General features: G+C 63.8%; 23 protein-coding genes and 1 other RNA gene. 19 read left to right on the forward strand and 5 right to left on the reverse strand.

Going from position 1 to position 25802, the window contains the following annotated elements:
* The gene (locus L981_RS03690; protein ID WP_052201563.1) at positions 1–453 is read right to left on the reverse strand and encodes an HIT family protein; all 453 of its coding nucleotides are present in this window, start codon (positions 451–453) and stop codon (positions 1–3) included.
* A gap of 64 nt (positions 454–517) precedes the next feature.
* Between L981_RS03690 and ffs the strand changes: the two genes are divergently transcribed.
* From ffs to L981_RS03715, 6 genes are all read left to right on the forward strand, one after another.
* Positions 518–615, forward strand: an RNA gene (gene ffs, locus L981_RS33595) — signal recognition particle sRNA small type.
* A 45-nt stretch (positions 616–660) separates the two neighbouring features.
* Complete coding sequence (locus L981_RS03695) at positions 661–2529, forward strand: DNA polymerase III subunit gamma/tau (protein ID WP_043611813.1); 1869 nt, start codon at positions 661–663, stop codon at positions 2527–2529.
* 39 nt (positions 2530–2568) lie between these two features.
* Positions 2569–2892 carry a YbaB/EbfC family nucleoid-associated protein gene (locus L981_RS03700; protein ID WP_029742357.1) on the forward strand — a complete coding sequence of 108 codons (324 nt, stop codon included), beginning with the start codon at positions 2569–2571 and terminating at the stop codon, positions 2890–2892.
* Between the two features lie 195 nt (positions 2893–3087).
* Positions 3088–3699: a LysE family translocator gene (locus tag L981_RS03705; protein ID WP_043611815.1), complete on the forward strand. Its 612-nt coding sequence runs from the start codon at positions 3088–3090 to the stop codon at positions 3697–3699.
* A gap of 75 nt (positions 3700–3774) precedes the next feature.
* On the forward strand, positions 3775–4380 hold the full coding sequence (gene recR, locus L981_RS03710) for a recombination mediator RecR (RefSeq protein ID WP_043611817.1): 606 nt from the start codon (positions 3775–3777) through the stop codon (positions 4378–4380).
* A 10-nt stretch (positions 4381–4390) separates the two neighbouring features.
* On the forward strand, positions 4391–5668 hold the full coding sequence (locus L981_RS03715) for a lytic murein transglycosylase (RefSeq protein WP_156133952.1): 1278 nt from the start codon (positions 4391–4393) through the stop codon (positions 5666–5668).
* Positions 5669–5752: 84 nt separating this feature from the next.
* Here the strand turns inward: L981_RS03715 and L981_RS03720 are convergent, their stop codons facing one another.
* Entirely contained in the window at positions 5753–7387 is a 1635-nt protein-coding gene (locus L981_RS03720; protein WP_043611822.1) for an MFS transporter, read from the reverse strand.
* 273 nt (positions 7388–7660) lie between these two features.
* Between L981_RS03720 and rimP the strand changes: the two genes are divergently transcribed.
* The 12 genes from rimP (at position 7661) to L981_RS03780 (ending at position 21761) form a co-directional block, all read left to right on the forward strand.
* A complete protein-coding gene (gene rimP / locus L981_RS03725) occupies positions 7661–8281 on the forward strand; it encodes a ribosome maturation factor RimP (RefSeq protein ID WP_043611825.1) in 621 nt (206 codons plus the stop codon).
* A gap of 45 nt (positions 8282–8326) precedes the next feature.
* A complete protein-coding gene (gene nusA, locus L981_RS03730) occupies positions 8327–9946 on the forward strand; it encodes a transcription termination factor NusA (protein ID WP_043611828.1) in 1620 nt (539 codons plus the stop codon).
* Between the two features lie 5 nt (positions 9947–9951).
* On the forward strand, positions 9952–10659 hold the full coding sequence (locus tag L981_RS03735) for an RNA-binding protein (protein ID WP_043611830.1): 708 nt from the start codon (positions 9952–9954) through the stop codon (positions 10657–10659).
* Between the two features lie 105 nt (positions 10660–10764).
* Complete coding sequence (infB, locus tag L981_RS03740; RefSeq protein ID WP_043611832.1) at positions 10765–13464, forward strand: translation initiation factor IF-2; 2700 nt, start codon at positions 10765–10767, stop codon at positions 13462–13464.
* Positions 13464–13916, forward strand: coding sequence for a hypothetical protein (locus tag L981_RS03745; RefSeq protein WP_043611834.1), 453 nt, complete (start codon positions 13464–13466; stop codon positions 13914–13916). Before infB ends, L981_RS03745 begins: the two co-directional genes overlap by 1 nt.
* An 80-nt stretch (positions 13917–13996) precedes the next feature.
* Positions 13997–14401: a 30S ribosome-binding factor RbfA gene (rbfA, locus tag L981_RS03750; protein ID WP_043611838.1), complete on the forward strand. Its 405-nt coding sequence runs from the start codon at positions 13997–13999 to the stop codon at positions 14399–14401.
* Positions 14402–14409: 8 nt separating this feature from the next.
* A complete protein-coding gene (gene truB / locus L981_RS03755) occupies positions 14410–15345 on the forward strand; it encodes a tRNA pseudouridine(55) synthase TruB (RefSeq protein WP_034804752.1) in 936 nt (311 codons plus the stop codon).
* A 180-nt stretch (positions 15346–15525) separates the two neighbouring features.
* Complete coding sequence (locus L981_RS03760; protein ID WP_197067092.1) at positions 15526–17238, forward strand: sensor histidine kinase; 1713 nt, start codon at positions 15526–15528, stop codon at positions 17236–17238.
* Between the two features lie 271 nt (positions 17239–17509).
* A complete protein-coding gene (rpsO, locus tag L981_RS03765; RefSeq protein ID WP_029742369.1) occupies positions 17510–17779 on the forward strand; it encodes a 30S ribosomal protein S15 in 270 nt (89 codons plus the stop codon).
* A gap of 356 nt (positions 17780–18135) precedes the next feature.
* Complete coding sequence (pnp, locus tag L981_RS03770) at positions 18136–20286, forward strand: polyribonucleotide nucleotidyltransferase (protein WP_043611841.1); 2151 nt, start codon at positions 18136–18138, stop codon at positions 20284–20286.
* An 81-nt stretch (positions 20287–20367) separates the two neighbouring features.
* Positions 20368–21384, forward strand: coding sequence for a class I SAM-dependent methyltransferase (locus tag L981_RS03775; RefSeq protein ID WP_043611843.1), 1017 nt, complete (start codon positions 20368–20370; stop codon positions 21382–21384).
* Between the two features lie 155 nt (positions 21385–21539).
* A complete protein-coding gene (locus L981_RS03780; protein ID WP_043611846.1) occupies positions 21540–21761 on the forward strand; it encodes a hypothetical protein in 222 nt (73 codons plus the stop codon).
* Between the two features lie 33 nt (positions 21762–21794).
* Here L981_RS03780 and L981_RS03785 read toward each other — a convergent pair whose 3' ends face one another.
* Both L981_RS03785 and L981_RS33600 read right to left on the reverse strand, forming a co-directional pair.
* Complete coding sequence (locus L981_RS03785; protein WP_371258818.1) at positions 21795–22907, reverse strand: MFS transporter; 1113 nt, start codon at positions 22905–22907, stop codon at positions 21795–21797.
* Positions 22908–23007: 100 nt separating this feature from the next.
* The gene (locus L981_RS33600) at positions 23008–23259 is read right to left on the reverse strand and encodes a DUF1127 domain-containing protein (protein ID WP_043611881.1); all 252 of its coding nucleotides are present in this window, start codon (positions 23257–23259) and stop codon (positions 23008–23010) included.
* A 139-nt stretch (positions 23260–23398) separates the two neighbouring features.
* On the opposite strand from L981_RS33600, the gene L981_RS03795 reads away from it, so the two are divergent.
* Positions 23399–24898 (forward strand): winged helix-turn-helix domain-containing tetratricopeptide repeat protein, encoded by a 1500-nt coding sequence (locus tag L981_RS03795; protein WP_043611848.1) that lies wholly within the window; start codon positions 23399–23401, stop codon positions 24896–24898.
* A 93-nt stretch (positions 24899–24991) separates the two neighbouring features.
* Here the strand turns inward: L981_RS03795 and fabI are convergent, their stop codons facing one another.
* Complete coding sequence (fabI, locus tag L981_RS03800) at positions 24992–25798, reverse strand: enoyl-ACP reductase FabI (RefSeq protein WP_043611851.1); 807 nt, start codon at positions 25796–25798, stop codon at positions 24992–24994.
* Positions 25799–25802: the final 4 nt, after the last annotated feature.

Genomic DNA, 25802 nt, shown 5'->3' on the forward strand with positions numbered 1-25802 from the left:
TCAGAGGTTTTCCAGAATGCGGGCTGCGAAGGCCTGATGTTCTTTCTCGTCCCACGGCTCCGCCTTGCCGAAGCCCCAGACCGGCCCCGGCCAGTTCGGGTCGCCGTCGCTGCGGGCGATGATATGCACATGAAGCTGCCGGACGATGTTGCCCAACGCGCCGATATTGATCTTCTCGGCGCCTGTGACCTTCTTCAGCGCCGTCGCCGCCATGGTCGTTTCGAAGGTCAGCATCGTCTGGTCGAGCGGGGTGAGGTCGAAGATCTCCGAAATGCCTTCACGCTGGGGAATGAGCACGAGCCAGGGCCAACGGCGGTCGTTCATCAGCCGCATCTGGCAAAGCCCGATCGAGGCGATCGGAATGCCGTCGCGTTCGAGCCGCTCGTCGAGGGTGAAGGTCGTCAACGGGTTCTCCTCGGCTATTGAGAATGGCGGATTCGCCTTGTTTTGCATATCGATATCAGTTTTTTGATGGCTTGGCTTGCATTTGCTTTCGATATTGCCGATATGGAAGCCGGGAGGTTGGTGGTGGACGAGCCACTCGCCAACCGGGTCAGGTCCGGAAGGAAGCAGCCCCAACGAGCTCCGGCACGGGTCATCGTGCCAGCCTCCCACCTTTTCCGTCCTGTCGGGACAAGAGTTCGAACAGCGGCAGGGTCGATGAGCGACGATACGTCCATTTCATCCGTTGAGAAACCAGCCGCCTACCGTGTTCTGGCGCGCAAATATCGCCCCAAGGATTTCTCCGACCTGATGGTCGGACAGGAACCGATGGTGCGCACGCTCACCAACGCGTTCGAAACCGGTCGCATCGCCCAGGCCTATATGCTGACCGGCGTGCGCGGGGTCGGCAAGACCACCACCGCCCGCATCCTCGCTCGCGCGCTCAATTACAAGACGCCGGATATCGACCGGCCGACGATCGATCTCAGGGTCCCGGGCGAACATTGCCAGGCGATCATGGATGGACGTCATGTCGACGTCATCGAAATGGACGCCGCTTCGCACACCGGCATCGACGATATCCGCGAGATCATCGAGCAGGTCCGCTACCGCCCGGTTTCGGCCCGCTATAAAGTCTACATCATCGACGAAGTGCACATGCTCTCGACCCAGGCTTTCAACGGCCTGCTGAAGACGCTCGAAGAGCCGCCGGAGCACGTGAAGTTCATCTTCGCCACCACCGAAATCCGCAAAGTGCCGATCACGGTTCTGTCGCGCTGCCAGCGCTTCGACCTGCGCCGCATCAGCGCATCGGATCTCGTCGGCCTGTTTTCGACGATCCTCGGCAAGGAAGGCGTCTCCTTCGATCCGGAGGCGCTCGCCATGGTCGCCCGCGCCGCCGAAGGTTCTGCCCGTGACGGCCTGTCGCTGCTCGACCAGGCGATCGCCCACGGCGGCGGCGCCGTCGAGGTGGAGACCGTGCGCTCGATGCTCGGCCTTGCCGACCGCGCCCGCATCGTCGACCTGTTCGAACACGTCGTCAAAGGCGATGTCGCCGCGGCCCTCGAGGAATTCACGGCTCAGTATGAGGCCGGCGCCAACCCGACGGTCGTCTTGACCGATCTTGCCGATTTCACCCATCTCGTCACCCGCATGAAATACGTGCCCGAGGCGGTCAACGACCAGTCCTTGAGCGAGATCGAGCGCACCCGCGGTGCTGCTTTCGCCGAAAGCGTCGCGGTCACCGCGCTGTCGCGCATCTGGCAGATGCTGCTCAAGGGTATTCCGGAAGCCGAAAGCTCGTCGCGCCCGGCGGGGGCTGCCGAAATGGTGCTGATCCGCCTGGCGCATGCGGCACATCTGCCGGCGCCGGAAGAGGCTGCGCGGCGCTTGCTGGAGCTTTCCGGCAATGAAGGCGGCGGCGCTCGTCCTGGCCCTTCGGGTGGAAACGGCGGCGGCGCTCAGGCCCAGGCTTCCGTGTCCGTGTCGGCCCAGGCATCGCAGCCGATGCCGGTGCAACGCCCGACGAGCAATGGTGCGACCATGCTGCGCGCCGTTCCGGACGTAGCACCCCAGGCGGTTGCCGTCGGCCGCATCGAAGAACGCCCGCTGCCGGCGCCTGCGGCCAAGCCGCAGCCGTCGGTTCCGGTCAATTCGATCGCCGACATCGCCGATCTCTGCGCCAAGAACCGCGACATCAAGCTGAAGACGCTCGTGCGCGGTTTCCTGCGGCTCGTGCGGATCGAGCCCGGACGCCTTGACGTCAACGTCTCGGACGACGCGCCGAAGACCCTGCTTGGCGAAGTTGCGGTCAAGCTCAAGGAATGGACCGGTATCCACTGGATCGTCAGCTACAGCCGCGAGGCCGGCGAGCCGACATTGATCGAGGCGGAACAGCGGGCGCAGGAGCAGCGCGTCAACGACGCACGCCAGGATCCCGATGTCGCCGCCATTCTCGCCCGGTTCCCGGGCGCCAAGATCACCGACGTGCGCATTCGCGCCGTTGAAGAAGAGGTCGAGAGCCAGGCTCCGGCCACAGCCGAATCCGCCGACGGCGATATCGTCCCTGGCGACGACATCGAATAATCCCGTCTGCGAGCAGAAACAGAAGAACAGGAGACGACGATGCGCGACATCATGGGGATGATGGGCAAGGTCAAGGAAATGCAGGCCAAGATGGAGAAGATGCAGGCGGAAATCGCCGCACTCGAAGTCGACGGCACCTCCGGCGGTGGCCTCGTCACGGTTCGCCTCGACGGCAAGGGCACCCTCAAGAGCCTGAAGATCGATCCCTCGCTGTTCAAGGAAGACGACGTCGAGATCCTCGAGGACCTGATCGTCGCAGCCCACAAGGACGCCAAGGACAAGGCCGAGGCCGTCCAGGCGGAAAAGACCCGCGAGCTGACCGCCGGCCTGCCGATCCCGCCCGGCATGAAGCTGCCGTTCTGATCGGCCCCGGGCCGCATCCGAACGTGCGCGATGCGCTCACAGGCCATCGGTGCCCGCTGACCGCATCGTGATCCGGCCTTTGGCCGCGCCAGCGGTTCGTCCGCGTGGCGCTTCCAGGCTGGCAATCGCGCTGCCGCCCGCTCTTCCGCCAACGGAAAAGCGTGGTAGATTGCCGCCTCCCGAGGAGGATCGCGCATGTCCCTGACATCCCTGCTTGTGTTCGCCGGCGCCCTGCTGGTCGCAGCCGGCTCGCCCGGACCGAGTGTGGCTGCACTCGTGGCCCGCGTGTTGTCCAAGGGCGCGCGCGATGTGCTGCCCTTCCTCGTGGCGCTCTGGATCGGCGAAGCGATCTGGCTGTCCTTCGCGGTGGCGGGGCTGGCGGCGATCGCCGAGCGCTTCCATCTGCTGTTCGTCGCCATCAAATGGCTGGGCGTCGCCTATCTGCTCTATCTCGCCTGGAAAATGTGGTCGGCGGAGCCGGATATGCCGGGCGATCACCTGCCGCAGTCACGCTCGGCCGGAAAGCTTTTCTTCTCCGGCATCACCGTCACGCTCGGCAATCCCAAGGTGATGATGTTCTACGTCGCGCTGCTGCCGTCGATCATCGATCTTCACGCGGTGACGCTGGTCGGTTGGATGCAACTGGTGATGACGATGTTGATCGTGCTTGTCGCCGTCGATTTCGGCTGGGTGGCGATGGCCTCCAAGGCGCGTTCGTTCCTGAAGAGCCGACGTGCGGTGCGCATTGCCAACCGGACGAGCGCGGCGACGATTGCCGGTGCCGCGGTGGCGATCGCCACCCGCTAGCGCCCGCTTCGCCGTCCTCGCTGTGCGCACGCGAAGACGATTCCGTTTCGGGTCGATATGGGCTAAAAGCGCCGCATGGCAAAACGAGTCACCGGCCCCGAAATCGAAAAACTGATCCAGCTCCTGGCAAAGGTCCCGGGGCTCGGCCCGCGTTCGGCCCGGCGCGCGGCACTGCACCTCGTCAAGAAGAAGGACCAGTTGCTCGGCCCGCTTGCCGACGCGATGGGCGAGGCGCACCGCAAGGTCCGGATCTGCTCCTGCTGCGGCAATGTCGATACGATCGATCCCTGCACCGTCTGCTCCGACGAGCGCCGCGACCATGCGGTGATCATCGTCGTCGAGGATGTTTCCGACCTCTGGGCGCTGGAGCGCGCGGGTGCGATGAACGCCGCCTATCATGTGCTCGGCGGCACGCTGTCGCCGCTCGACGGCGTCGGGCCTGACGATCTCAACATCAAGGGACTGGTGCAGCGCGTCGCCAATGGCGGTGTCCGCGAACTGATCATCGCCGTCAATGCGACGGTCGAAGGCCAGACCACGGCGCATTACATCACCGACCAGCTCGAGGGCATGGAGGTCAAGATCACCCGGCTTGCCCATGGTGTGCCCGTCGGTGGCGAACTCGATTATCTTGACGAAGGCACGCTGGCTGCTGCCCTTCGCGCCCGCACGTCGATCTGAAGGGATGCCGATGCCATCTATTCGTTCCTTGTTTGCCGGTCGTGCACGAGCTGCTACAGGCCTCCTTGCCGCCGTTGCCGCGCTCCTCGCCCTTGGCCTTCCCGCCCACGCCGCGACCAAGGCGGATGTCGAAGCACAGTTCCGCAGCTGGCTTCAGCGCGATCTTTGGCCGGAAGCTGAAAAGGCGGGCATTTCCGCCGGCTCGTTCAAGGCCGCTTTCGCCGACGTGAAGCTCAACTGGGACCTGCCCGATCTGGCGCCTCCCGGCTTCCCGAAGCCCAAGGAGCAGAAGCAGAGCCAGGCAGAGTTTTCCTCGCCCGGCAGCTATTTCTCGGAGAAACGCCTGCAGGGACTGGCGGCGACCGGCCGCAGCCTTGCCTCCACCCACGCATCGACATTGAAAAAGATCGAGCGCACCTATGGCGTTCCGGCCCCGGTGATCGTTGCCATCTGGGGCAGAGAATCCGGCTTCGGCCGCGCCAAGATCCCCTATCCGGTCGTCGATGTGCTGGCGACCAAGGCCTTCATGTCGACCAGACCGGATCTTTTCCGCCGCGAACTGATCGCGGCGCTGCACATTCTCGATAGCGGAGACGTCGATGAGGCGGCGATGCGCGGCTCCTGGGCCGGCGCCATGGGGCAACCGCAGTTCATGCCGTCGAGCTTCCTGCAATATGCCGTCGATTTCGACGGCGACGGCCGGCGCGACATCTGGAATTCGGTGCCCGATAGCCTGGCCTCGATCGCCAATTATCTGGTCAAGAAAGGCTGGCAGCGCGGCCGTGACTGGGGTTTCGAGGTGTCGATCCCGGAAGCCGTCTCCTGCGCCCAGGAAGGGCCGGATCTCGCTCAGCCCCTGTCCCATTGGGCGAACAAGGGCATCACGCGCATTTCCGGCAAAGCCTTCCCGTCGCATGAACTGTCGGCATCCTCGATGATGCTGGTGCCGGCCGGCCGGCACGGGCCGGAATTCGTCGTCACGCCGAATTTCTACGTGCTCAAGGAATACAACAACTCCGACCTCTACGCGCTCTTCATCGGCAACCTCGCCGACCGCATCGCCACCGGCGGCGGCGCGTTCCGCGGGAGCTGGGGCGACGTCGGCAATATGCTGCGCTCGGATGTTCTCAAGATGCAGAAGGCGCTGGTCGCCAAGGGCTACGACGTCGGCAAGGTCGATGGTCTCCCCGGCTACAAGACCCGCCGCTCGCTCGGCGACTGGCAGGCAAAGAGCGGCCTTGCCGCCACCTGCTTCCCTGATGCCTCGCTGAAGGCGAAGCTGCGCTAAAGGATTCCGGTCCGCAACGAAAAGAGGCCCCATGACGGGGCCTCTTTTCGTTGCTTGGGTCGTCACTGTGGGTCGACGGACGCCCTAGTGCATGTCCACGTTCACCTGTCGCTTGTAGCGCTCGTAATGTGTCGGCACGATCGTCTGGCGCTCGATCGTCCGGTGCACCCGCGGTGGCGTCTTGCCGCTATGCAATGCCGTCAGCCGGTCGCCGACGGCGGCGTCGGCCTGGGTGCGGCGCTGGTTGTGGCGCACATATTCGACCCAGGTCGGCACGTGATAGGTCTCGGTCCAGGTGGTCGGGTTTTCCAGATCGCGCATCAGCGCCCAATGTCCGGCGCCGTCGCGAATGCGGATGCGCCGCCGTTCCGCCATCGTCGTCAGGAACTCCGGGATATCGTCGTCGGCGATCTCGTAGTCGATCATGATGACGATCGGGCCGCTGCGCGGCTTCAGGTCCAGTTCGAGCGGCGGCTCGTTGAAGCGGTTGAGCGGATCGAGGTTGAGCGAGGTGAACTCCGGCAAGGGCAGGCGGAAGCCGACCACGACCCCGGCGAACATCAACAGACAGGAGCCCATCAACGCGTTGGCCGCGCCATATTGCTCGGCGGCCGTACCCCAGAGCCAGCTGCCGCCGGCAATGCCCCCGAAGGTCATGGTCTGGTAGAGCGACAGCGCCCGGCCGACCACCCAGCGCGGCGTCGAAAGCTGCACGGTGGTGTTGAACAGCGACAGCGCCAGCACCCAACAGGCGCCGGAGATAAGCAGCACGAGACAGCTCAGCCAGGCATAGGTGCTCCAGGCCGTGATCGCGGCGCTGGCCGCAAAGCCGGTAAAGGCGATGCGCACGATCGCCTCGCTCGAAAGCTTCTCGCGTAGCCGGGCAGAGAGCAGCGCCCCGCCGATCGCGCCGAGGCCGAAGGCGCCGAGCATCAGGCCGTAGGTGAGCGGCCCGCCCTGGACGAGGTCGCGGGCGACGAGCGGCAGAAGCGCGAGGATGGCGCTCGCCGAAAGGCCGAAGAGGAAGCCGCGCAAGAGCACCTTGCCGATGTTGGGCGACATTGCGACATAGCGCAGGCCAGCCGAAATGGCGCGACCCAGCGTCTCGCGCGGCAGCGTGTTCGTCGGCACCTCGCGACGCCAGCGCACCAGCGCAAAGAGGATGGCGAAATAGCTGAGCGTGTTGGCGAAGAAGGCCGCCGCCGCGCCGAGTGCCGCAACGATGGCACCACCGATCGCCGGGCCGACGCTGCGGGTGATGTTGAAGCCCATGCTGTTGAGCGCGACTGCCGCCGGCAGGTCTTCGCGCGGAACCATGTCGCCGACCGACGCTTGCCAGGACGGGTTGTTGAGCGCCGTGCCGCAGCCGATGAGGAAAGTGAAGAGCAGGAGCAGCCAGGGTGTGATCAGCCCGACATAGGCAAAGATCGTCAAGAGTGCCGAGACGAAGAGCATGAAACACTGCGCCACCAGCATGATCCGCCGCCGGTCGAAATTGTCGGCAAGCGCGCCGGAGACGAGCGAAAAGAGCATGATCGGCAGTGAGGTGGAAGCCTGCACCAGCGCCACCATGTTCGCCGATGAGGAAATGGAGGTCATCAGCCAGGCGGCGCCGACCGATTGAATGAGGCCGCCGAAATTGGAGGCGAGGCTCGCGATCCAGATCGTGCGGAAGATGTCGTGCTTGAAGGGGGCAAGCGGCGAAATACGGGTGGGCACCTCGTCTTCTCTCTTCGTTTCTTGATTGTCGTCTCGAAGCGGTTCGTTACCTGTTATAGGCCGGACAACGCGAAGTGCCACCCGCTGAAACTGACCTTGTTGGCGAAGATGCTCGCCGGCGGATCGTCCGGCCATTTGCGTCGGGCGGCCCAATGCCTTGCAATTTGCGGCGATGGGGCGTATATGAGCCTCAAATTCTTGATCGGTAGATGAAGAGTGGGCCCGTCAGGACCCGCTCTTTTTTATTAGCCGGTCCGATGAGGAGATGATCGTTTGTCCGATACGACAACGGCTGAAAATGCACATGAACCCCGCCTGATCACCGAAACCGGTCTCGACCAGCGCGTCGCCGACATCATCGAGCCGGTCATCGTGCCGATGGGTTACCAGCTCGTGCGCGTGCGCATGTCCGGCCAGAACGGCCTGACGCTGCAGATCATGGCCGAGCGCACCGACGGCACCATGACCGTCGAGGACTGCGAAGAGATCTCCAAGGCCATTTCGCCGGTGCTCGATGTGGAAGATCCGATCGACAAGGCGTATCATCTCGAAGTGTCGTCGCCGGGCATCGACCGCCCGATGGTGCGCAAGTCCGACTTCTTCCGCTGGCAGGGTCACCTGCTGAAATGCGAGACGTCGGTTCTGGTCGACGGCCGCAAGCGGTTCCGCGGCAAGATCGTTTCCGTCGATGACGACGGTTTCCGGCTCGAGCGCGACCAGGTTGCCTATGGCGAGGAGCCCGTCGTCGTTATCCCGTTCACCACGCTTTCCGAAGCGCGGCTGATCCTGACCGACGACCTGATCCGTGATGCGCTGACCGCCGACAAGAAGGCGAAGGCGGCACGCGCTGCGAATGAAAATTTCGAAGACGAAGATTCACCTATTGAGGAATAAGTCGGGCGGAGCGTGAAGCCCCCTGCAACCCAACGGAGACAAGACATGGCAGTCAGTGCTAACCGGCTCGAGCTTCTGCAGATCGCGGATGCTGTCGCGCGTGAAAAGGTGATCGACCGTGAGATCGTTCTGGCCGCGATGGCCGACGCGATCCAGAAGGCCGCCCGCTCGCGCTATGGGTCGGAATCGAACATCCGCGCCGACATCAACTCCAAGACCGGCGAAATCCGCCTGCAGCGTCTTCTGGAAGTGGTCGAGAAGGCTGACGATTACTCCACGCAGATCCCGCTCGAGCTTGCTCGCGATCGCAACCCGGATGCCAAGCTCGGCGACTTCATCGCCGATCCGCTGCCGCCGATGGATTTCGGTCGCATCGCCGCCCAGTCGGCCAAGCAGGTCATCGTGCAGAAGGTTCGTGAAGCCGAACGCGATCGCCAGTTCGACGAGTTCAAGGATCGCGTCGGCGAAATCGTCAACGGCACCGTCAAGCGCGTCGAATACGGCAACGTCATCGTCGACCTCGGCCGTGGCGAAGGCATCATCCGCCGCGACGAGATGATCCCGCGCGAAAACATGCGCTACGGCGACCGCGTCCGCGCCTTCGTCTACGACGTTCGCCGCGAACAGCGCGGCCCGCAGATCTTCCTGTCGCGTACGCATCCGCAGTTCATGGTGAAGCTCTTCACCATGGAAGTGCCTGAGATTTACGACGGCATCATCCAGATCAAGTCGGTTGCTCGTGATCCGGGTTCGCGCGCCAAGATCGCCGTTGTCTCCAACGATAGCTCGATCGATCCGGTCGGCGCCTGCGTCGGTATGCGCGGTTCGCGCGTTCAGGCCGTCGTCGGCGAACTGCAGGGCGAAAAGATCGACATCATTCCGTGGTCGCAGGACCCGGCATCGTTCATCGTCAACGCGCTGCAGCCGGCGGAAGTCGCCAAGGTCGTTCTCGACGAGGATGCAGAGCGCATCGAAGTGGTCGTTCCGGACGAGCAGCTGTCGCTCGCCATCGGTCGTCGCGGCCAGAACGTTCGCCTTGCCTCGCAGCTGACCGGCTGGGATATCGACATCCTCACCGAGCAGGAAGAGAGCGAGCGCCGCCAGAAGGAATTCACCGAGCGGACCAACCTGTTCATGGACGCGCTCGACGTCGACGAAATGGTCGGCCAGGTTCTGGCTTCCGAAGGCTTTGCCGCCGTCGAGGAGCTTGCCTATGTCGATCTCGACGAAATCGCCTCGATCGACGGCTTCGACGACGAGACCGCGACCGAAATCCAGACCCGCGCCCGCGAGTTCCTGGAAAAGCTGGAAGCCGAACTGGATGCCAAGCGCAAGGAACTCGGCGTTGCCGACGAACTGCGCACGATCGACGGCCTGACGAGCCAGATGCTCGTTGCGCTCGGCGAAGAAGGCATCAAGACGGTTGAAGACTTTGCCGGTTGCGCTGCGGACGATCTCGTCGGCTGGAGCGAACGCAAGGACGGCGAGACCAAGCGTTTCGAGGGCACCTTCTCGAAGTTCGAAGTTTCGCGCGCCGAAGCCGAAGCCATGATCGTTCAGGCCCGCCTTGCGGCCGGCTGGATCACGGAAGAGGACCTGGCAAGCGACGAGGTCGAAGGTGAAGAGCCGATCGACGTTGCCGAAGGCGCCGAGCAGGACGCTTAAGGGCGATGACCGTCTCTGATGAGGCCGACAGCCTGCCTTCGGACACCCTGCCTGTCGATGGGGGTCCGAAGGATCGCAGCGGCAGCACGCGGACCTGCATCGTCACCCGCGAAAGCGGATCGCCCGACGAACTGATCCGCTTCGTGGCCGGGCCCGACGGTCGCGTCGTTCCGGATCTGAAGCGTCAGCTTCCGGGGCGCGGCTGCTGGGTGAAGGCCGAGCGGGCGCTGATCGAGAAGGCGGTGGCGAAGAAGTTCTTCGCCCGCGCACTCAAGGCGGACGTCAAGGCTGACGCGACGCTCGCCGACGATGTCGACCGGCTGCTCGGTGAGCAGCTGGCCGGAATGATGAACTTGGCGCGCAAGGCGGCCCAGTTCATTTCCGGCGCGACGAAGACGGAGCAGGCCGTGCGCGGTCTGGCAGCGCTTGCCGTGTTCCACGCGGCCGATGCTGCCGCCGACGGCGTGCGCAAGATAGACCAGGCCCGCAAGGCGATGAGCTTCGTGGCCGACGACGAAACGGAAATACCTTCGTTCCGTCCCTTCACCGGGGCGGAAATGGAGGGCCTTTTAGGAAGTAATGCTTTTATCCATGCCGCAGCGCTTGCAGGGCAGGCGGGTGAGGGTGTAGTGAAGCGCGCAATCATGCTCGAAAAGTACCGAGGATCCGTCCCGGTCCGGGCCGAAGGCGGCGCTGGCAAGCCACAGCAATGACCCGAGTCACCGGCACAGTCTGGCATCGCGTACATTGTTTGAGACAATTTGGAAGACAGGGTCAGGTGATACGCATCCGGCCCTGATCGCTAGGAACGGAACGGAATGACCGACAACAACGACGACAAGACAGGCAGCGCAGCAGGCAAGAAGACGCTGACCCTGAAGCCCCACGGGGTTTCGCAGGGGACCGTGCGTCAGGACATGGGCCGTGGCCGCACCAAGGCGGTCGTGGTCGAAACCAAGAAACGCCCCTTCCATCGCCCTAAGGACGAGCGCCCGATCACGCCGGTTGCCGCGGCTCCCGCCGCACGCCCGGTCGAGCAGCGTCCGGCTCAGCCGCAGCCTTCCGGCCGCCCGGCCCCGCAGCCGCAGCAGCATTCGACGCGCCAGGAAGCCAACCAGGCCAACCGGCCGCGTGTGGGTGTCGTTCTGAACCAGCTTTCAGCCGGTGAGATCGATGCACGCCGCCGTGCTCTGGCCGAAGCGCAGATCCGCGACGCCGAAGAAGCGGTCATCCGCGCCGAGAACGAAGCGCGCCGCAAGCGCGAGGAAGAAGCCCGTCTCCTTCAGGAGAAGGAAGAAGCTGCACGCCGCGCCGCTGAAGAAGCCGCCCGTCCGGCAGTCGAGCCCGAAGCAAAGGTCGAAGAGGTTGTCGAAGAGCGCCCCGCGGCAGCTCGCGCACCCGCTTCCACCGAGCGTCGCGCCGACGGCCGCCCGCAGGCTGCACGGCCTGCGGAAGCTGCAACTGGACTTCCGACCCCGGCTCCGACCGGCGCTCTGCGCGGCCGCAAGGTCGACAACGAGAAGGATGAGGATCGTGGTCCGCGTCCTGGCGCAGGTCCGGTTCGCGGCAAGGTCGTGCGTCCGGAGCCGGCAAAGGTTCCGGCCCGCCCGAAGGGTGACGATGGTCGCCGCCAGGGCAAGCTGACGCTGAGCACCGCGGGCGATGAGGATGCCGGCCAGCGCGCTCGCTCGCTGTCGGCCATGCGTCGTCGCCAGGAGAAGTTCAAGCGCAGCCAGATGCAGGAAACCCGCGAGAAGATTTCTCGCGAAGTCATCCTGCCCGAAACCATCACCATTCAGGAACTGTCGCAGCGCATGTCTGAACGCGCCGTCGATGTCATCAAGTACCTGATGAAGGAAGGTCAGATGATGAAGCCCGGCGATCTGATCGACGCCGATCTGGCTGAACTCATCGCTGGCGAATTCGGCCACACGGTCAAGCGCGTTTCGGAATCCGACGTCGAGGAAGGCATCTTCAACGTTTCGGACTCGGACGAAGAAATGGAGCCGCGTCCGCCGATCGTTACGATCATGGGTCACGTCGACCACGGCAAGACCTCGCTGCTCGACGCCATCCGTCATGCCAACGTGGTTGCCGGCGAAGCGGGTGGTATCACCCAGCATATCGGCGCCTACCAGGTCGAGCAGAACGGCAACAAGATCACCTTCATCGACACCCCCGGCCACGCGGCGTTCACCGCCATGCGTGCCCGTGGTGCCCAGGCGACCGACATCGCGATCCTGGTGGTTGCGGCTGACGACAGCGTGATGCCGCAGACGATCGAATCGATCAACCACGCCAAGGCGGCGGGTGTTCCGATCATCGTGGCGATCAACAAGGTCGACAAGCCGACGGCAAACCCGCAGAAGGTTCGCACCGAACTGCTGCAGCACGAAGTCTTCGTCGAATCCATGGGCGGTGAAGTTCTCGACGTGGAAGTCTCCGCGAAGAACGGCACCAACCTCGACAAGCTGCTGGAAGCGATCCTGCTCCAGGCGGAAATCCTCGACCTGCGCGCCAATCCGAACCGGACGGCCGAAGGTACGGTGGTCGAAGCCGAGCTTGACCGTGGCCGTGGTGCGGTTGCGACCGTGCTCGTTCAGAAGGGCACGCTGCGTCCGGGCCAGATCATCGTCGCCGGTGATCAGTGGGGCCGTGTGCGCGCGCTCGTCAACGACAAGGGCGAACACGTCAAGGAAGCTGGCCCGTCGATGCCGGTCGAGGTTCTCGGCCTGTCGGGTACGCCGGCTGCCGGTGACAAGTTCGCCGTCGTCGAAAACGAAAGCCGTGCTCGCGAGATCTCCGAATACCGCCAGCGTCTCGCCCGCGAGAAGCAGGTTGCCCGTCAGTCCGGCTCGCGCGGTTCGCTCGAGCAGATGATGACCCAGCTCCAGACCTCCGGTCTCAAGGAGTTCCCGCTGGTCATCAAGGGCGACGTGCAGGGCTCGATCGAAGCGATCGCCGGTGCTCTCGAAAAGCTCGGAACCGACGAAGTGCGTGCACGCATCGTGCATTCGGGTGCCGGTGGTATCACCGAGTCCGATATCTCGCTCGCCGAGGCATCGAACGCCGCGATCATCGGCTTCAACGTCCGCGCCAACTCGCAGGCCCGTTCGGCCGCCGAGCGTGCCGGCATCGAGATCCGCTACTACAACATCATCTACGATCTGGTGGATGACGTGAAGGCGGCGATGTCGGGTCTGCTCTCGCCGGAGCGTCGCGAAACCTTCCTCGGCAACGCCGAGATCCTGGAGGTGTTCAACATCACCAAGGTCGGCAAGGTCGCGGGTTGCCGCGTCACCGAAGGCAAGGTCGAGCGTGGCGTCGGCGTCCGTCTGGTTCGCGACAACGTCGTTATCCACGAAGGCAAGCTCAAGACCCTCAAGCGCTTCAAGGACGAAGTCTCTGAAGTCAACGTCGGTCAGGAATGCGGCATGGCCTTCGAGAACTACGAAGACATCCGCGCCGGCGATACGATCGAGTGCTTCCGCGTCGAGCATATCACCCGGACGCTCTAATGGGGCTGAAAGCCCGGCAAATCTGCACAACGGCGGCCTTGGCCGCTGTTGTGTCGTTTTGGCGGACGCCGGCTTTCGCGGAAGTCTGCGACAAGATCTATCCCGGATGGGATGGGCAGAATTTCTCGGTTTTCAACGAGGTGGCCGCTTTCCTGACCAATTGGGTCGGCCTGGCGGCGCTTTTCTGTCTGTTTATCGGTTCAGTGGTTTTGCGCCTTCGGGCGCTGCTTTGGGTCGGGAGTCTTCTCGGCGGCCTCCTCCTGATGATGGCCATCACATCCTGGGGAGATGCCGAGCACCAGGTATGGCAGTCGGCTATCAATGAGGGTTGCGCTCATCCGCAGTTCGAACTGATCCATCTGCTGTCCGCGCTCGTGTTGACCGCTACGGGCGTCTTTCTGGGGCTGCGTCAAAGAAAGCGGGCGCAGGCAATCAGGGCTACCCGTGGCTGAGGCAGGGACGCTATATTACGCTTAAGAATAAAACGGATTGCCGCCCCGGGCGGGCGCAATACCTTGGAAAGCCAACGACCATGACCAAAGCCACATCCTCTGCCCCTTCCCAGCGCATGCTGCGTGTCGGTGAACAGGTGCGTGCAGCGATCACGCAGGTTCTGCAGCGCGGCGAAGTTCGCGATCCCGTGATCGAAAAGACCGTCATCGCGATCTCGGAAGTGCGCATGTCGCCGGATCTGAAGATCGCCACCGCCTACGTGACCCCGCTCGGCGTACCCAACCATGACGAAGTCATCGACGCGCTGAACCGCAACGCCAAGTACATTCGCGGCCGCCTCGGCCCGCAGCTTCGGCAGATGAAATACATGCCCGACGTTCGTTTCCGCGACGATACGAGCTTCGACAACTACAAGAAGATCGATGAACTCCTGCGTTCGCCGGAAGTCAGCCGCGATCTCGACCAGACCGAAGACGAAGAATAGTAGATTTCATGTCCAAACCGCGTAAGCCCAAGGGCCGCCCGATCTCGGGCTGGCTGATCCTCGACAAGCCGCTCGACTTCGGCTCCACCGAAGCCGTCTCGAAGATCAAGTGGCTGTTCAAGGCCCAGAAGGCCGGCCACGCCGGCACCCTCGATCCGCTCGCCTCAGGCATGCTGCCGATTGCGCTTGGCGATGCGACGAAGACCGTCCCTTACGTGATGGATGGACGCAAGATCTACGAATTCACCGTCGCCTGGGGCGAGGAGCGCTCCACGGACGACCTCGAAGGTGAGGTCACCCATTCCTCGGCCGAGCGGCCGAACGAAGAGGCGATCCGCGCGCTTCTGCCGAAATATACCGGCGTCATCAGCCAGGTCCCGCCGCAGTTCTCGGCGATCAAGATCGATGGCGAGCGCGCCTATGATCTCGCCCGCGACGGCGAGACGGTCGAGATCCCGGCCCGCGAGGTCGAGGTCCACCGGCTGACGCTGCTGGGGGCTGCACCCAATCTCGCCCATTTCGAAATCGAATGCGGCAAGGGCACCTATGTGCGCTCGCTCGCCCGCGACATGGGCCGCGATCTCGGGTGTTTCGGTCACATCGCGTCGCTGCGCCGTACCTTCGTCGCCCCTTTCGGGGAAGAGGACATGGTGCCGCTTGCCGACCTGGTGGCTTTGGAAAAGATCGAGGACGACCAGGAACGTCTGGCGGCACTCGACGCCTATCTGATCGAGACCGGCGAAGCGCTTTCCAGCCTGCCGCACGTGCCTGTCAACGACGACCAGGCGCACCGTCTCAGAATGGGCAATCCCATCATCCTGCGCGGCCGCGACGCACCGCTGGCGACGCCCGAGGCCTATGCCACGGCGCGCGGCAAGCTGGTCGCTATCGGTGAGATCGCTGAGGGTGAATTCCGTCCCAAGCGTGTCTTCGCCGGAAGCTAAGCGCCCGGAACCATTTGCCTTTGCTTCATCCTTGACGCATGATCCCGGCATGGGTTCCCAGTCCATCCGAGGTGATTCCGTTTCCCTATCGCGTTTCGTTGCCGTTTGGCGGTTGCGCCATTTGCGGCGACGTGCGCCCAAGGCGTTGATGCCGCCAGGGAACGGAAAGGGACGTTGCAGGTGACCGGTGTGACGGAGGAAGGAAAACGCAGGGCAAGCAATGGCCTGGCGGCGATGGTCGATCGCGCCCGCCATGGGCTGACCCGCCCGTTCAGTTTCTATCTGACGTCGTTGCTGCTGGTCGCCATCGTTCCGGCCTTCATCTTTTCGCTCGTCGTGCTGAAGCGCAGCGTCGACGCGCAGGAGCAGGTTATCACCTCGCTGCTGCAGGCCTCGACCGGATCGGTGACGCGCATCGTCGAGCGCGATGTCGAGGGGATGCTGACGACGCTGAAGGTGCTGTCGACCTCGCGGGCGATCGAGGACGCCAATTTGCAGGCCTTTTACGAGAGAGCCTCGACAGCGCTGGCCCAGACCGATTCCTACCTGATCGTCATTGATCGCAAGCACGAGCAGCGGCTCAACACCCGCGTTCCCTTCGGCACGCAGCTCGGCAAGGGGTCCGACCCGGACTCCATCGAGCGCGCCTTCACCAACAACGGCGCGCCGCTCGTCTCCAATGTCTTCTTCGGCAAGACCGCCGGAAAATGGGTGTTCAACGTCTATCTGCCGGCCAAACTCTCGACCGGTGAGGAATACCTGCTGGCCTTGACGCAAAACGCCGAGAACATGGCCAAGGCCGTCAACCGCGATACGCTGTCGCCCGGCTGGAACGCGGCCCTCGTCGACGGCGCGGGAAAGGTCATCATCTCCTCGGATGCGGCGGTCAAGGCCGGCAAGCCGTTCTTTCTCGACAAGGTTCCGGCGATCAGCATCGGCGTTCGCAACATCAAGGAGAACGGCACGGAATATCGGGTGGCGACCGAATTCTCTGTCATCACCGGCTGGCGGATCATCGCCTGGGCGCCGCGCTCGATCGTCGATGCGCCCGCCGTCTGGTCGTTCCTGTGGCTTTCGCTCGGCGGCATCATCTTTGCTGGCATCGCTATCGCCGGTTCGCTGGCCATCGCGCGGCTCCTGTCGCAGGGTGTGAAGCTTGTGGCGCAGGATGCCCGCCGCCTTGGCGCCGGCGAGCGGATCGAGCCGCGCCCGCATATGATCGCCGAGGTCGAGCAGGTCTCAGCGGCACTGGCGCGGGCGGCAGCCGCGCGCACCAAGGCGGAGAGCGAAATCCGGTTCCTGATGCGCGAGGTGGCGCACCGCTCGAAGAACCAGCTGACGGTGATCCAGTCGATGTTGAACCAGTCGGTCTATTCGGCCGAGAGCGCCGCCGATTTCGCCGACAGTTTCCGCAAGCGCATCGCCGGGCTCGCCCGCTCCACCGACCTGATGATCGCCAATGCCGCCCAAGGGGTGGATTTCCGGGAACTGGCCCAGAACCAGCTGCAGCCGTTCACGCCTGACGATCCGAGGCGGGTGATCCTGTCCGGTCCGCCTTTGCGGCTCGAAACCCAGATCGCCCAGACGCTCGGCATGGCGCTGCACGAGCTCGCGACCAATGCCACCAAATACGGCGCGCTCGCCAATACCACCGGCGTCGTCAAGCTGAGCTGGTCGCTGGAGGATGAGGGCATCGCCATTCGCTGGCGGGAGGAGGGGGCCGATCTCGCGGGCAAGCCGTCAGACCCGATCCGCAAGGGTTTTGGCACGCTCGTGCTCGAACGCATGCTCGGCATGGCCCTGAATGCGGTGCTGGAGCGGACGATGCATGCCGACGGTATCGAGTGGCGGATCACCGTGCCGCGACAGGCCGGCGAAGACGACGCGCCATGACCGGCCGCCGGCGGGTTTTCTCCGCCGATCCGAGCCGCACAGCTGCCAATCGCGGCCGGATAAAATCGCCTCCGATGGAGCGGTGCCCGACCGGTTATTGGGGCCATCCGCCGGCCTTCGCGAGCGCCGGTCCATGACCCTTTCCTTTTTCATCCAATTCGTTTATAGGCACGCCAGCAAAAGGCTAAATGCCCGTTGCATTCACGGCCGCAGCTGGACGACATCCCGGCTGACGGCGTCCCTAAATCCTCGAAATCGAAAGGATCATCCGATGTCGATTGCTGCAGAGCGTAAGGCTCAGCTCATCAAGGAATTTGCAACCGTTGAAGGCGACACCGGTTCTCCGGAAGTCCAGGTTGCTATCCTGACGGAACGGATCAACAACCTGACCGAACACTTCAAGGGCCACAAGAAGGATAACCATTCCCGCCGTGGTCTGCTCGCGATGGTTTCCAGCCGTCGTTCGCTCCTCGACTATCTGAAGAAGAAAGACGAAGCGCGCTACACCAAGCTGATCGGTGCCCTGGGCATCCGTCGCTAAGCGACTTATCCGGCGGGTCTTTGCGGCCCGCCGGCTTTTTTATGGAGCGTTGAACGCTCGACGATTAAACTCTCCAGCCGCATAGGAAACGTGGCTAAACGAGAGCGTCCAGCGAGCCGGATGGGCCGGTATCGCGGATCAACCGATGGCCCGTCATGGGGCAGGATTGCAGGATGCTTCGGCCCCTGCTTGCCGGAAACGCCGCTTCAAAGCGGGTGGACGGGCAAAGCGGAAACCAGCCGACTAAAGCGTGAAGCCTCCCGTTGTCTTGCCCGTGATGCGCCATTTCATGCGGCCCTTCGACCGCCCGCGCTGCAACAGCCGCGGAGAGGTCCGCCGCACACGAAGGACAGAACATGTTCGATACCCACAAGGTTGAAATCGAATGGGCTGGGCGTCCGCTCAAGCTCGAAACCGGCAAGGTCGCCCGTCAGGCTGACGGCGCCGTTCTCGCCACCTACGGCGAAACCGTCGTTCTCGCCACCGTCGTTTCGGCCAAGGCGCCGAAGCCGGGCCAGGACTTCTTCCCGCTGACCGTCAACTACCAGGAAAAGACCTACGCCGCCGGCAAGATCCCGGGTGGCTACTTCAAGCGCGAAGGCCGTCCGAGCGAAAACGAAACGCTTGTTTCGCGCCTCATCGACCGCCCGATCCGCCCGCTGTTCCCCGAGGGCTACAAGAACGACACCCAGGTCGTCGTCACGGTCATGCAGCATGACCTTGAAAACAACCCCGACGTCCTGTCGATGGTTGCCGCTTCTGCTGCGCTGACGCTGTCGGGTGTCCCGTTCATGGGCCCGATCGGCGGCGCGCGCGTCGGCTACATCAACGGCCAGTACGTGCTGAACCCGCATCTCGACGAGATGGACGAATCGACCCTCGACCTCGTCGTTGCCGGCACCCAGGAAGCGGTGCTGATGGTTGAATCGGAAGCCAAGGAACTGGCGGAAGACGTCATGCTCGGCGCCGTCGTATTCGGCCAGAAGGGTTTCCAGCCGGTCATCGACGCGATCATCAAGCTCGCTGAAGTTGCCGCCAAGGAGCCGCGCGACTTCCAGCCGGAAGATCATTCCGCGCTCGAAGCCGAAATGCTCGGCATGGCCGAAGCCGAACTGCGCGACGCCTACAAGATCACCGAGAAGGCTGCCCGCTACGCTGCCGTCGACGCCGTCAAGGCAAAGGTGAAGGCACACTTCTTCCCGGAAGGCGCCGAGCCGAAGCACACTGCCGAAGTCATCGGCGCCGTCTTCAAGCACCTGCAGGCCAAGATCGTTCGCTGGAACATCCTCGACACCAAGAGCCGCATCGACGGCCGCGATCTCGAAACCGTTCGGGCGATCGTATCGGAAGTCGGCCTTCTGCCGCGCACCCACGGTTCGGCCCTGTTCACCCGCGGTGAGACGCAGGCGATCGTCGTTGCCACGCTCGGCACCGGCGAAGACGAACAGTACGTCGACAGCCTGACCGGCATGTACAAAGAACGCTTCATGCTGCACTACAACTTCCCGCCCTATTCGGTCGGTGAAACCGGTCGCATGGGCTCCCCGGGCCGTCGCGAAATCGGTCACGGCAAGCTTGCCTGGCGCGCTATCCGCCCGATGCTGCCGGAAGCCGAGCAGTTCCCCTATACGCTGCGCGTCGTTTCCGAGATCACCGAGTCGAACGGCTCGTCCTCGATGGCTACCGTCTGCGGCACCTCGCTCGCCCTCATGGACGCTGGTGTGCCGCTTGCGAAGCCGGTTGCCGGTATCGCCATGGGCCTGATCAAGGAAGATGAGCGCTTCGCCGTTCTCTCCGACATCCTCGGCGACGAAGACCACCTCGGCGACATGGACTTCAAGGTCGCTGGTACCGACGCCGGTATCACCTCGCTCCAGATGGACATCAAGATCGAGGGCATCACCGAAGAGATCATGGGCATCGCGCTCAACCAGGCCAAGGGCGGCCGTCTCCACATCCTCGGCGAAATGGCCAAGGCCATCTCCGAAAGCCGTGGCCAGCTCGGCGAATTTGCCCCGCGCATCGAAGTCATGAACATCCCGGTCGACAAGATCCGCGAAGTCATCGGTTCGGGCGGCAAGGTCATCCGCGAAATCGTCGAAAAGACCGGCGCCAAGATCAACATCGAAGACGATGGCACCGTGAAGATCGCCTCTTCGTCGGGCAAGGAAATCGAAGCGGCCCGCAAGTGGATCCACTCGATCGTTGCCGAGCCGGAAGTCGGCCAGATCTACGAAGGCACCGTTGTGAAGACCGCCGACTTCGGCGCCTTCGTCAACTTCTTCGGCGCCCGTGACGGCCTCGTCCACATCTCGCAGCTCGCTTCCGAGCGCGTCGCCAAGACGACCGACGTCGTCAAGGAAGGCGACAAGGTCTGGGTCAAGCTCATGGGCTTCGACGAGCGCGGCAAGGTTCGCCTGTCGATGAAGGTCGTCGACCAGGCCACCGGCAAGGAAATCGCTGCCGAGAAGTCCGAGAAGAAGGGCGACGGCGAAGCCGCTGAATAAGCGCGCTTCACCCGAATGCATTCGGGGCGCGGGGCGGTTCGCTCCGCGCCCCTTTCTTGTAAGAAGATGACGGATAGACCGATGAGCCGAGATTCGTTGAAGACCCTGTTTTACCCGTTCGACAGCGGCGTGATCGACCCGCCGGGCGCGGGCGAGCGCGTGCTGTTCCTTGGCGCGGAAGCGGGCTACAGGCTGCCCCAGGGCTTCGAGGCGTCGATCTCCGCCGTGCAGCCGCTGCGGCCGCTCTATCGCGCCCTGGAGGCCGCCCGTGCCGACGTGGCGCCTGAAATCACCGGCGAGGACTACGACGTCACGCTGATCCTGTGCGGCAAGCACAAGGGCGAGAACGAAGACCGGATTGCCGAGGCGCTGAAGCGCACGCGCGAAGGCGGCCTGATCGTCGTTGCCGGCGGCAAGGAAGACGGCATCCAGTCGCTGAAGAAGCGCATCGCCAAGTTCGAATGGGACGGCGACCATCTGCCGAAATACCACGGCGTCGCCTTCTGGTTCACCCGTCCGGAAGATGTCACCGACGCCGTACAGAAGCTCGCCAAGGTGCCGGTGCGCGTCGATGGCCTGTTCGAGGCATCGCCCGGCATGTTCTCGCATGACCGTATCGATGCCGGCTCCGAACTGCTGGCCTCGCGTCTGCCGATCGATTTCCACGGTCATGCCGCCGATTTCGGCGCCGGCTGGGGCTATCTCGCAGCCAAGCTCGCAGAAGCGTCGCCGGGCACCAAGGGGGTCGACCTCTTCGAGGCCGATCACGAGGCGCTCGAGGCGGCCCGCGTCAACATGATGGCGAACGCGCCGCGTATGCCGGCCCGTTTCTACTGGTTCGACCTGACGAGCGAAGAGCCGCGCGACAAGTACGACCTCATCGTCATGAACCCGCCCTTCCATGAGGGCCACGCGGCTGAGCCGGCGCTCGGCGTCGCGATCATCAAGACGGCGCTGAAGGCGCTGAAGCAGGGTGGCAAGCTGATGATGGTCGCCAATCGCGGCCTGCCCTACGAGCAGGTTCTGGCCGAAAATTCCAAGGAATATGGCGAGACCTGCCGCAACGCCCGTTTCAAGGTGCTCTGGGCCAAGCGCTAGGCCCAGCAGGGTCCATTTTGCACGAACTAAGAATGGAAAAGCCGGGCGAATGACCCGGCTTTTTTACATCTGGCCGCACGCCAGACTTTGCCCGTTGCCTTCGCCGCAGATCCGGCTCACCATGTGCCCGGTTTTGCTGCCGGAGGATGAGATCCATGACGTCGGGAGTGAACAGGCCGCCCTTGAGTGAGGATGCGGCCGAAGCTATTGCCAAGGACATCAAGCAGGGCGAGGGACATGGCGCGACCTCCGAGGTGCCCATGTCGTTCCTGCAGAGCCTCTACCGTTCGCCGCTTGACCCCGCACGCCGAACCCATACGGGTTTCGTCGTAGCGGCGGTCATCGTGGCCTTGCTCGTGCTCTTCATCCTGGTTTGAGGCAGCCGGCAGAAGGCAGGCGGACCGGGTCCGTCAGCGGCGGCGTTCCTTGACGATTAACAGCCCAGCGAGGACGGCGCAGAGCAGGCCGAGAGACAGCGGCAGGCCGTGGTGTCCGGTCACTTGCATGGCAAGTCCCGTTGCCGGCGAGCCGACCATCCCGCCAAGGCCCCAGGCGAAGGCAAAGGCGGCGTTGCCGGCGATCAGCGCCTGGCCGTTGAAGCGCTCGCCGAGCTGGATCAGCGACAGGGTATAGATCCCGAACGTCACGCCGCCCCAGACAAAAACAAGCGGCCAGATGAGCCAGCTGTCGAAAAGCCATGGCAGCAGCAGGCATCCGGCCAGGGATGAAAGCACGCAGAACAGCATGGTCCGCCTCGATCCCCTGCGTTCGGAGAGCCGTCCGAGCAGGACCTGCAGCGACGCATTGCCGGCAATGAAGCAGGTGATGAGCGGTGCGACGCGCGCCTCGTCGCTGCCAAGCGCTGCGCCATAGACCGCAAGCAGCGAAAGCAGGGTCTGCTCGAAGGCCGCAGCCGTCGCGACCGCAAACAGCAGCAACGGCGCCAGCGCGAAAAAGCCGGCGACCGAAGTCGCCTCCCCATGCTGCGGCATCTCCGGCAGGCGCGACACCAGGGCAAGCAGGATCAGGCCGCAGGCGAGGAAAGCCACGATGCCGATCAGGAATGGCGACCAGCCGGCCGTTCCGACCAGACCGAGCGACAGCGGCCCGATGGCGAAGCCGGCCGAGACGACAGAGGAATAGAGACCCATGATGCGGCCCCGGCGGGACGCGGGCGTAATCGCCACCAGCCAGGTCTCGCTGATCACGGATAGCGGATTGGCGAAGACGCCCAGCAGAAAGCGCAGCGGCATCCAGGCCCAGACGTCGGCGGTCCAGGCAATGGCGGCAAGCGTGGTGGCGGCCAGCACCGAACACAGGACCGCGAGCCGGGCACCGCCCAGCCGCCGTGAAAGCATCGGGATCAGAGGCGCCGACAGGATGAACCCAAGCGGCGTCATGGCCGCCGAAAGGCCGATGAGGGCAGGTTCCGTCCGCTGCCGCTCCAGGATGAAGCTGAGCAGCGGATAGGTGAGCCCCTGCGCCACCGCAAACACGGTGACCGTCGCGATGATGCCCGCCATCGCCGCCCATGGGGCCCGATCTTCCCGGAGCGTTGTGATCGCCTCGCCAAGGGTCGGCGCCGGTGGTGGCTGCTGGTCCGATGTCATTGCGCGGCTCACCTCAAAGCACTTGCCAGAAGGGTCTGGCGAGCTCCTCCTCGACCTGGCGTCTCGTCAGGCCGATATCGTCGATCAGATGCGGATCGCCCTTGAGCTTTCGCTCGAGCTCGACGTGAAAATGGTTCCGTTCACGCCAGGCGGCGACCACCCGTCTCAGCGTCTCGACGGGGTAAAGCGAACGTGTCGGGCTCCTCTGCGTCTTCGGCGCCGCTGGCTGAGGGGAAACGATGGGAGAAAAGGGGGCGTTGTTCATGACAACCTCGCTATCGGCTTTGAGGGATCCGGAGATCCTCGATCTGAAGGAGGTTGGATTCTGCGAAATAGGATCGACGCCGTACTTAAGCCCTTCCAAAAAGTTCTCAAAATCTTCCAAACGGGCTATAGATCGCCGCATGCAGGATACGCGTTTTGCCTTTGGTCCATTCGTGCTTGATCCGGGTGCGGGAACGCTCCTGCGGAACGATGATCCGGTTGCGGTCGGGTATCGTGGCGTGAAGCTGCTTGCGGCGTTCGTGGAACGGCCAGGCGAAATTCTTGCCAAGACCGAGCTGATGGACGCCGCCTGGCCGGGCACGGCCGTCGAGGAAGGCAATCTCACCGTACAGATCGCACAGCTCAGGAAGCTGCTCGGCCGGGCTGCCGACGGCGGCGAGTGGATTTCAACGGTTCCGCGCATCGGCTACCGTTTCATGGGCAGCATCGAGCGGCTGGCAGGCGGGCGAAAGCCGCTGCCGGGCCGGCCTTCGATCGCGGTGCTGCCCTTCGTCAACCTCAGCAACGATCCCGATCAGGATTCCTTTGCGGACGGGCTGACGGAAGACCTGATCACCGATCTCTCCCGGAGCGGTGGTCTGTTCGTCATCGCCCGCAACTCCACCTTTGCCTACAAGGGAAGGGCGATGGACGTGCGCGCGATCGCGGAGGATCTTGGCGTGCGTTACCTCTTGGAAGGAAGCGCACGGCGGGCCTCCGGACGCGTGCGCATCAATGCCCAGCTGGTCGATGCGCTGAGTGGAGAGCACCTGTGGGCCGAGCGCTTCGATCGCAATCTGGAAGACATCTTTGCCGTTCAGGACGAGGTGACGGCGAAGATCGTCCAGGCGCTGCTTGGCCGGCTGCGCACGCCGCCGTCACGCAATCGCCCCAGGAGCCTCGAGGCCTACGATCTCTGCGTTAGGGCGCGCAAGTTGATCGACGATTCGCCGCAGACCGCCCGGGAAGCGCATCTGATGCTCACCCGCGCGGTTTCGCTCGACCCCGATTATGCCGAGGCCTATCGCTGGCTCGCCATGAACCACTGGATGGGGTGGGTGCACTGGGGCGCGCCGATCGAACCGACCCGCGGCATCGCTCTGGAATTGGCGCGCAAAGCCGTTGCGATCGATCCCAGCGATGCCGGCTGCCGCTGGGTGCTGGCCAACCTGCTTGCCTACGAGCGCAACTTCGCCGAGGCCGACGCCGAGTTTGCCAGGGCCATCGAGCTTGATCCGAACGAAGCCGACACCTGGGCGACATTGTCCGACATCACGGTGCTGGCGGGCCGGGTCGAGGAAGGGATGGAACACATTCGCAAGGCGTTCCGGCTGAACCCCTATCCGGCAAGCTGGTACTATCTGACGCTCGGCCAGGCGCAGTATGCGGCCGGAGACTACGAAGCCGCGGTCGAGACTTTGCGCAAGGATGAGACCTACCGCACCAGCTCCCGTCGCTTCCTGGCGGCGAGCCTCGCGCAATTGGGGCGGTTCGACGAGGCGCGCGCCGAGGTCGACCTGTTCCTCGTCGCCAACCCGCATTTTACGACCGGTTTCTGGGCGACGACCGAGCCGTTTCGCGACGCAGCGACGCTTGCGCACTTCGTCGACGGCTTCCACAAGGCCGGCCTTCCGGATTGATGTTTCTCGAGCCTTACCGACCCCAAAACAAGAAACCCCGGCGAGATGTCTCGCCGGGGTTTTCGATAGAAGCTGGGTCGTTCGCCGCCGCCGTTACTCGGCGTCGGCGGTCCGGAGCGCATCGAGTGCCGGCATCGACGTAATGTTGTAGCCGGAATCGACATAGTGGATTTCGCCGGTCACGCCGCGCGAAAGGTCCGAAAGAAGATAGAGGGCCGAACTGCCGACATCGTCGATCGTGACGGTACGGCGCAGCGGCGAATTCTTCTGCTGCCAGGAAAGCATCGCCCGGGCGTCGGAAATGCCGGCGCCGGCAAGTGTACGGATCGGGCCCGCCGAGATCGCGTTGACGCGAATGCCGCGAACACCGTAGTCGGCGGCGAGGTAGCGCACCGAAGCCTCGAGCGCCGCCTTGGCGACGCCCATGACGTTGTAGTTCGGCATGACGCGCATGGAGCCGCCATAGGTGAGCGTCAGCATCGAGCCGCCCTCATCCATCAGCTCGGCCGCCCGCTTGGCGATCTCGGTGAAGGAGAAGCAGGAAATCACCATCGTGCGGCTGAAATTGTCACGCGAGGTGTCGGCGTAGAGGCCCTTCAGCTCGTTCTTGTCCGAGAAGCCGATGGCATGGACAATGAAGTCGAGCTTGCCCCAGCGTTCCTTGATCGCATCGATGACGGCATCGACCGACGCAATGTCTTCGACATCGCAGGGAAGCAGGAAGTCGGAACCGAGTTCGGCCGCCAGCGGCTTGACGCGCTTGCCCAGCGCTTCGCCCTGATAGGTGAAGGCCAGCTCCGCGCCTTGGGCTGCAAGCGACTTGGCGATGCCCCAGGCAATAGAATGGTTGTTGGCCACACCCATGATGAGGCCACGCTTTCCAGTCATCAGTCCCGTCATGGTG

This window comes from Ensifer sp. ZNC0028 (genome assembly GCF_000799055.1).
Lineage (GTDB): Bacteria > Pseudomonadota > Alphaproteobacteria > Rhizobiales > Rhizobiaceae > Ensifer.

What these genes read in the sequence shown, in the direction of transcription:
- L981_RS03690 (WP_052201563.1), bottom strand. Translation starts at nt 453, where the DNA reads ATGCAAAACAAGGCGAATCCGCCATTCTCAATAGCCGAGGAGAACCCG.
- L981_RS03695 (WP_043611813.1), top strand. Translation starts at nt 661, where the DNA reads ATGAGCGACGATACGTCCATTTCATCCGTTGAGAAACCAGCCGCCTAC.
- L981_RS03700 (WP_029742357.1), top strand. Translation starts at nt 2,569, where the DNA reads ATGCGCGACATCATGGGGATGATGGGCAAGGTCAAGGAAATGCAGGCC.
- L981_RS03705 (WP_043611815.1), top strand. Translation starts at nt 3,088, where the DNA reads ATGTCCCTGACATCCCTGCTTGTGTTCGCCGGCGCCCTGCTGGTCGCA.
- recR (WP_043611817.1), top strand. Translation starts at nt 3,775, where the DNA reads ATGGCAAAACGAGTCACCGGCCCCGAAATCGAAAAACTGATCCAGCTC.
- L981_RS03715 (WP_156133952.1), top strand. Translation starts at nt 4,391, where the DNA reads ATGCCATCTATTCGTTCCTTGTTTGCCGGTCGTGCACGAGCTGCTACA.
- nusA (WP_043611828.1), top strand. Translation starts at nt 8,327, where the DNA reads ATGGCAGTCAGTGCTAACCGGCTCGAGCTTCTGCAGATCGCGGATGCT.
- L981_RS03735 (WP_043611830.1), top strand. Translation starts at nt 9,952, where the DNA reads ATGACCGTCTCTGATGAGGCCGACAGCCTGCCTTCGGACACCCTGCCT.
- infB (WP_043611832.1), top strand. Translation starts at nt 10,765, where the DNA reads ATGACCGACAACAACGACGACAAGACAGGCAGCGCAGCAGGCAAGAAG.
- L981_RS03745 (WP_043611834.1), top strand. Translation starts at nt 13,464, where the DNA reads ATGGGGCTGAAAGCCCGGCAAATCTGCACAACGGCGGCCTTGGCCGCT.
- rbfA (WP_043611838.1), top strand. Translation starts at nt 13,997, where the DNA reads ATGACCAAAGCCACATCCTCTGCCCCTTCCCAGCGCATGCTGCGTGTC.
- truB (WP_034804752.1), top strand. Translation starts at nt 14,410, where the DNA reads ATGTCCAAACCGCGTAAGCCCAAGGGCCGCCCGATCTCGGGCTGGCTG.
- rpsO (WP_029742369.1), top strand. Translation starts at nt 17,510, where the DNA reads ATGTCGATTGCTGCAGAGCGTAAGGCTCAGCTCATCAAGGAATTTGCA.
- pnp (WP_043611841.1), top strand. Translation starts at nt 18,136, where the DNA reads ATGTTCGATACCCACAAGGTTGAAATCGAATGGGCTGGGCGTCCGCTC.
- L981_RS03775 (WP_043611843.1), top strand. Translation starts at nt 20,368, where the DNA reads ATGAGCCGAGATTCGTTGAAGACCCTGTTTTACCCGTTCGACAGCGGC.
- L981_RS03780 (WP_043611846.1), top strand. Translation starts at nt 21,540, where the DNA reads ATGACGTCGGGAGTGAACAGGCCGCCCTTGAGTGAGGATGCGGCCGAA.
- L981_RS03785 (WP_371258818.1), bottom strand. Translation starts at nt 22,907, where the DNA reads ATGGCGGGCATCATCGCGACGGTCACCGTGTTTGCGGTGGCGCAGGGG.
- L981_RS33600 (WP_043611881.1), bottom strand. Translation starts at nt 23,259, where the DNA reads ATGAACAACGCCCCCTTTTCTCCCATCGTTTCCCCTCAGCCAGCGGCG.
- L981_RS03795 (WP_043611848.1), top strand. Translation starts at nt 23,399, where the DNA reads ATGCAGGATACGCGTTTTGCCTTTGGTCCATTCGTGCTTGATCCGGGT.
- fabI (WP_043611851.1), bottom strand. Translation starts at nt 25,798, where the DNA reads ATGACGGGACTGATGACTGGAAAGCGTGGCCTCATCATGGGTGTGGCC.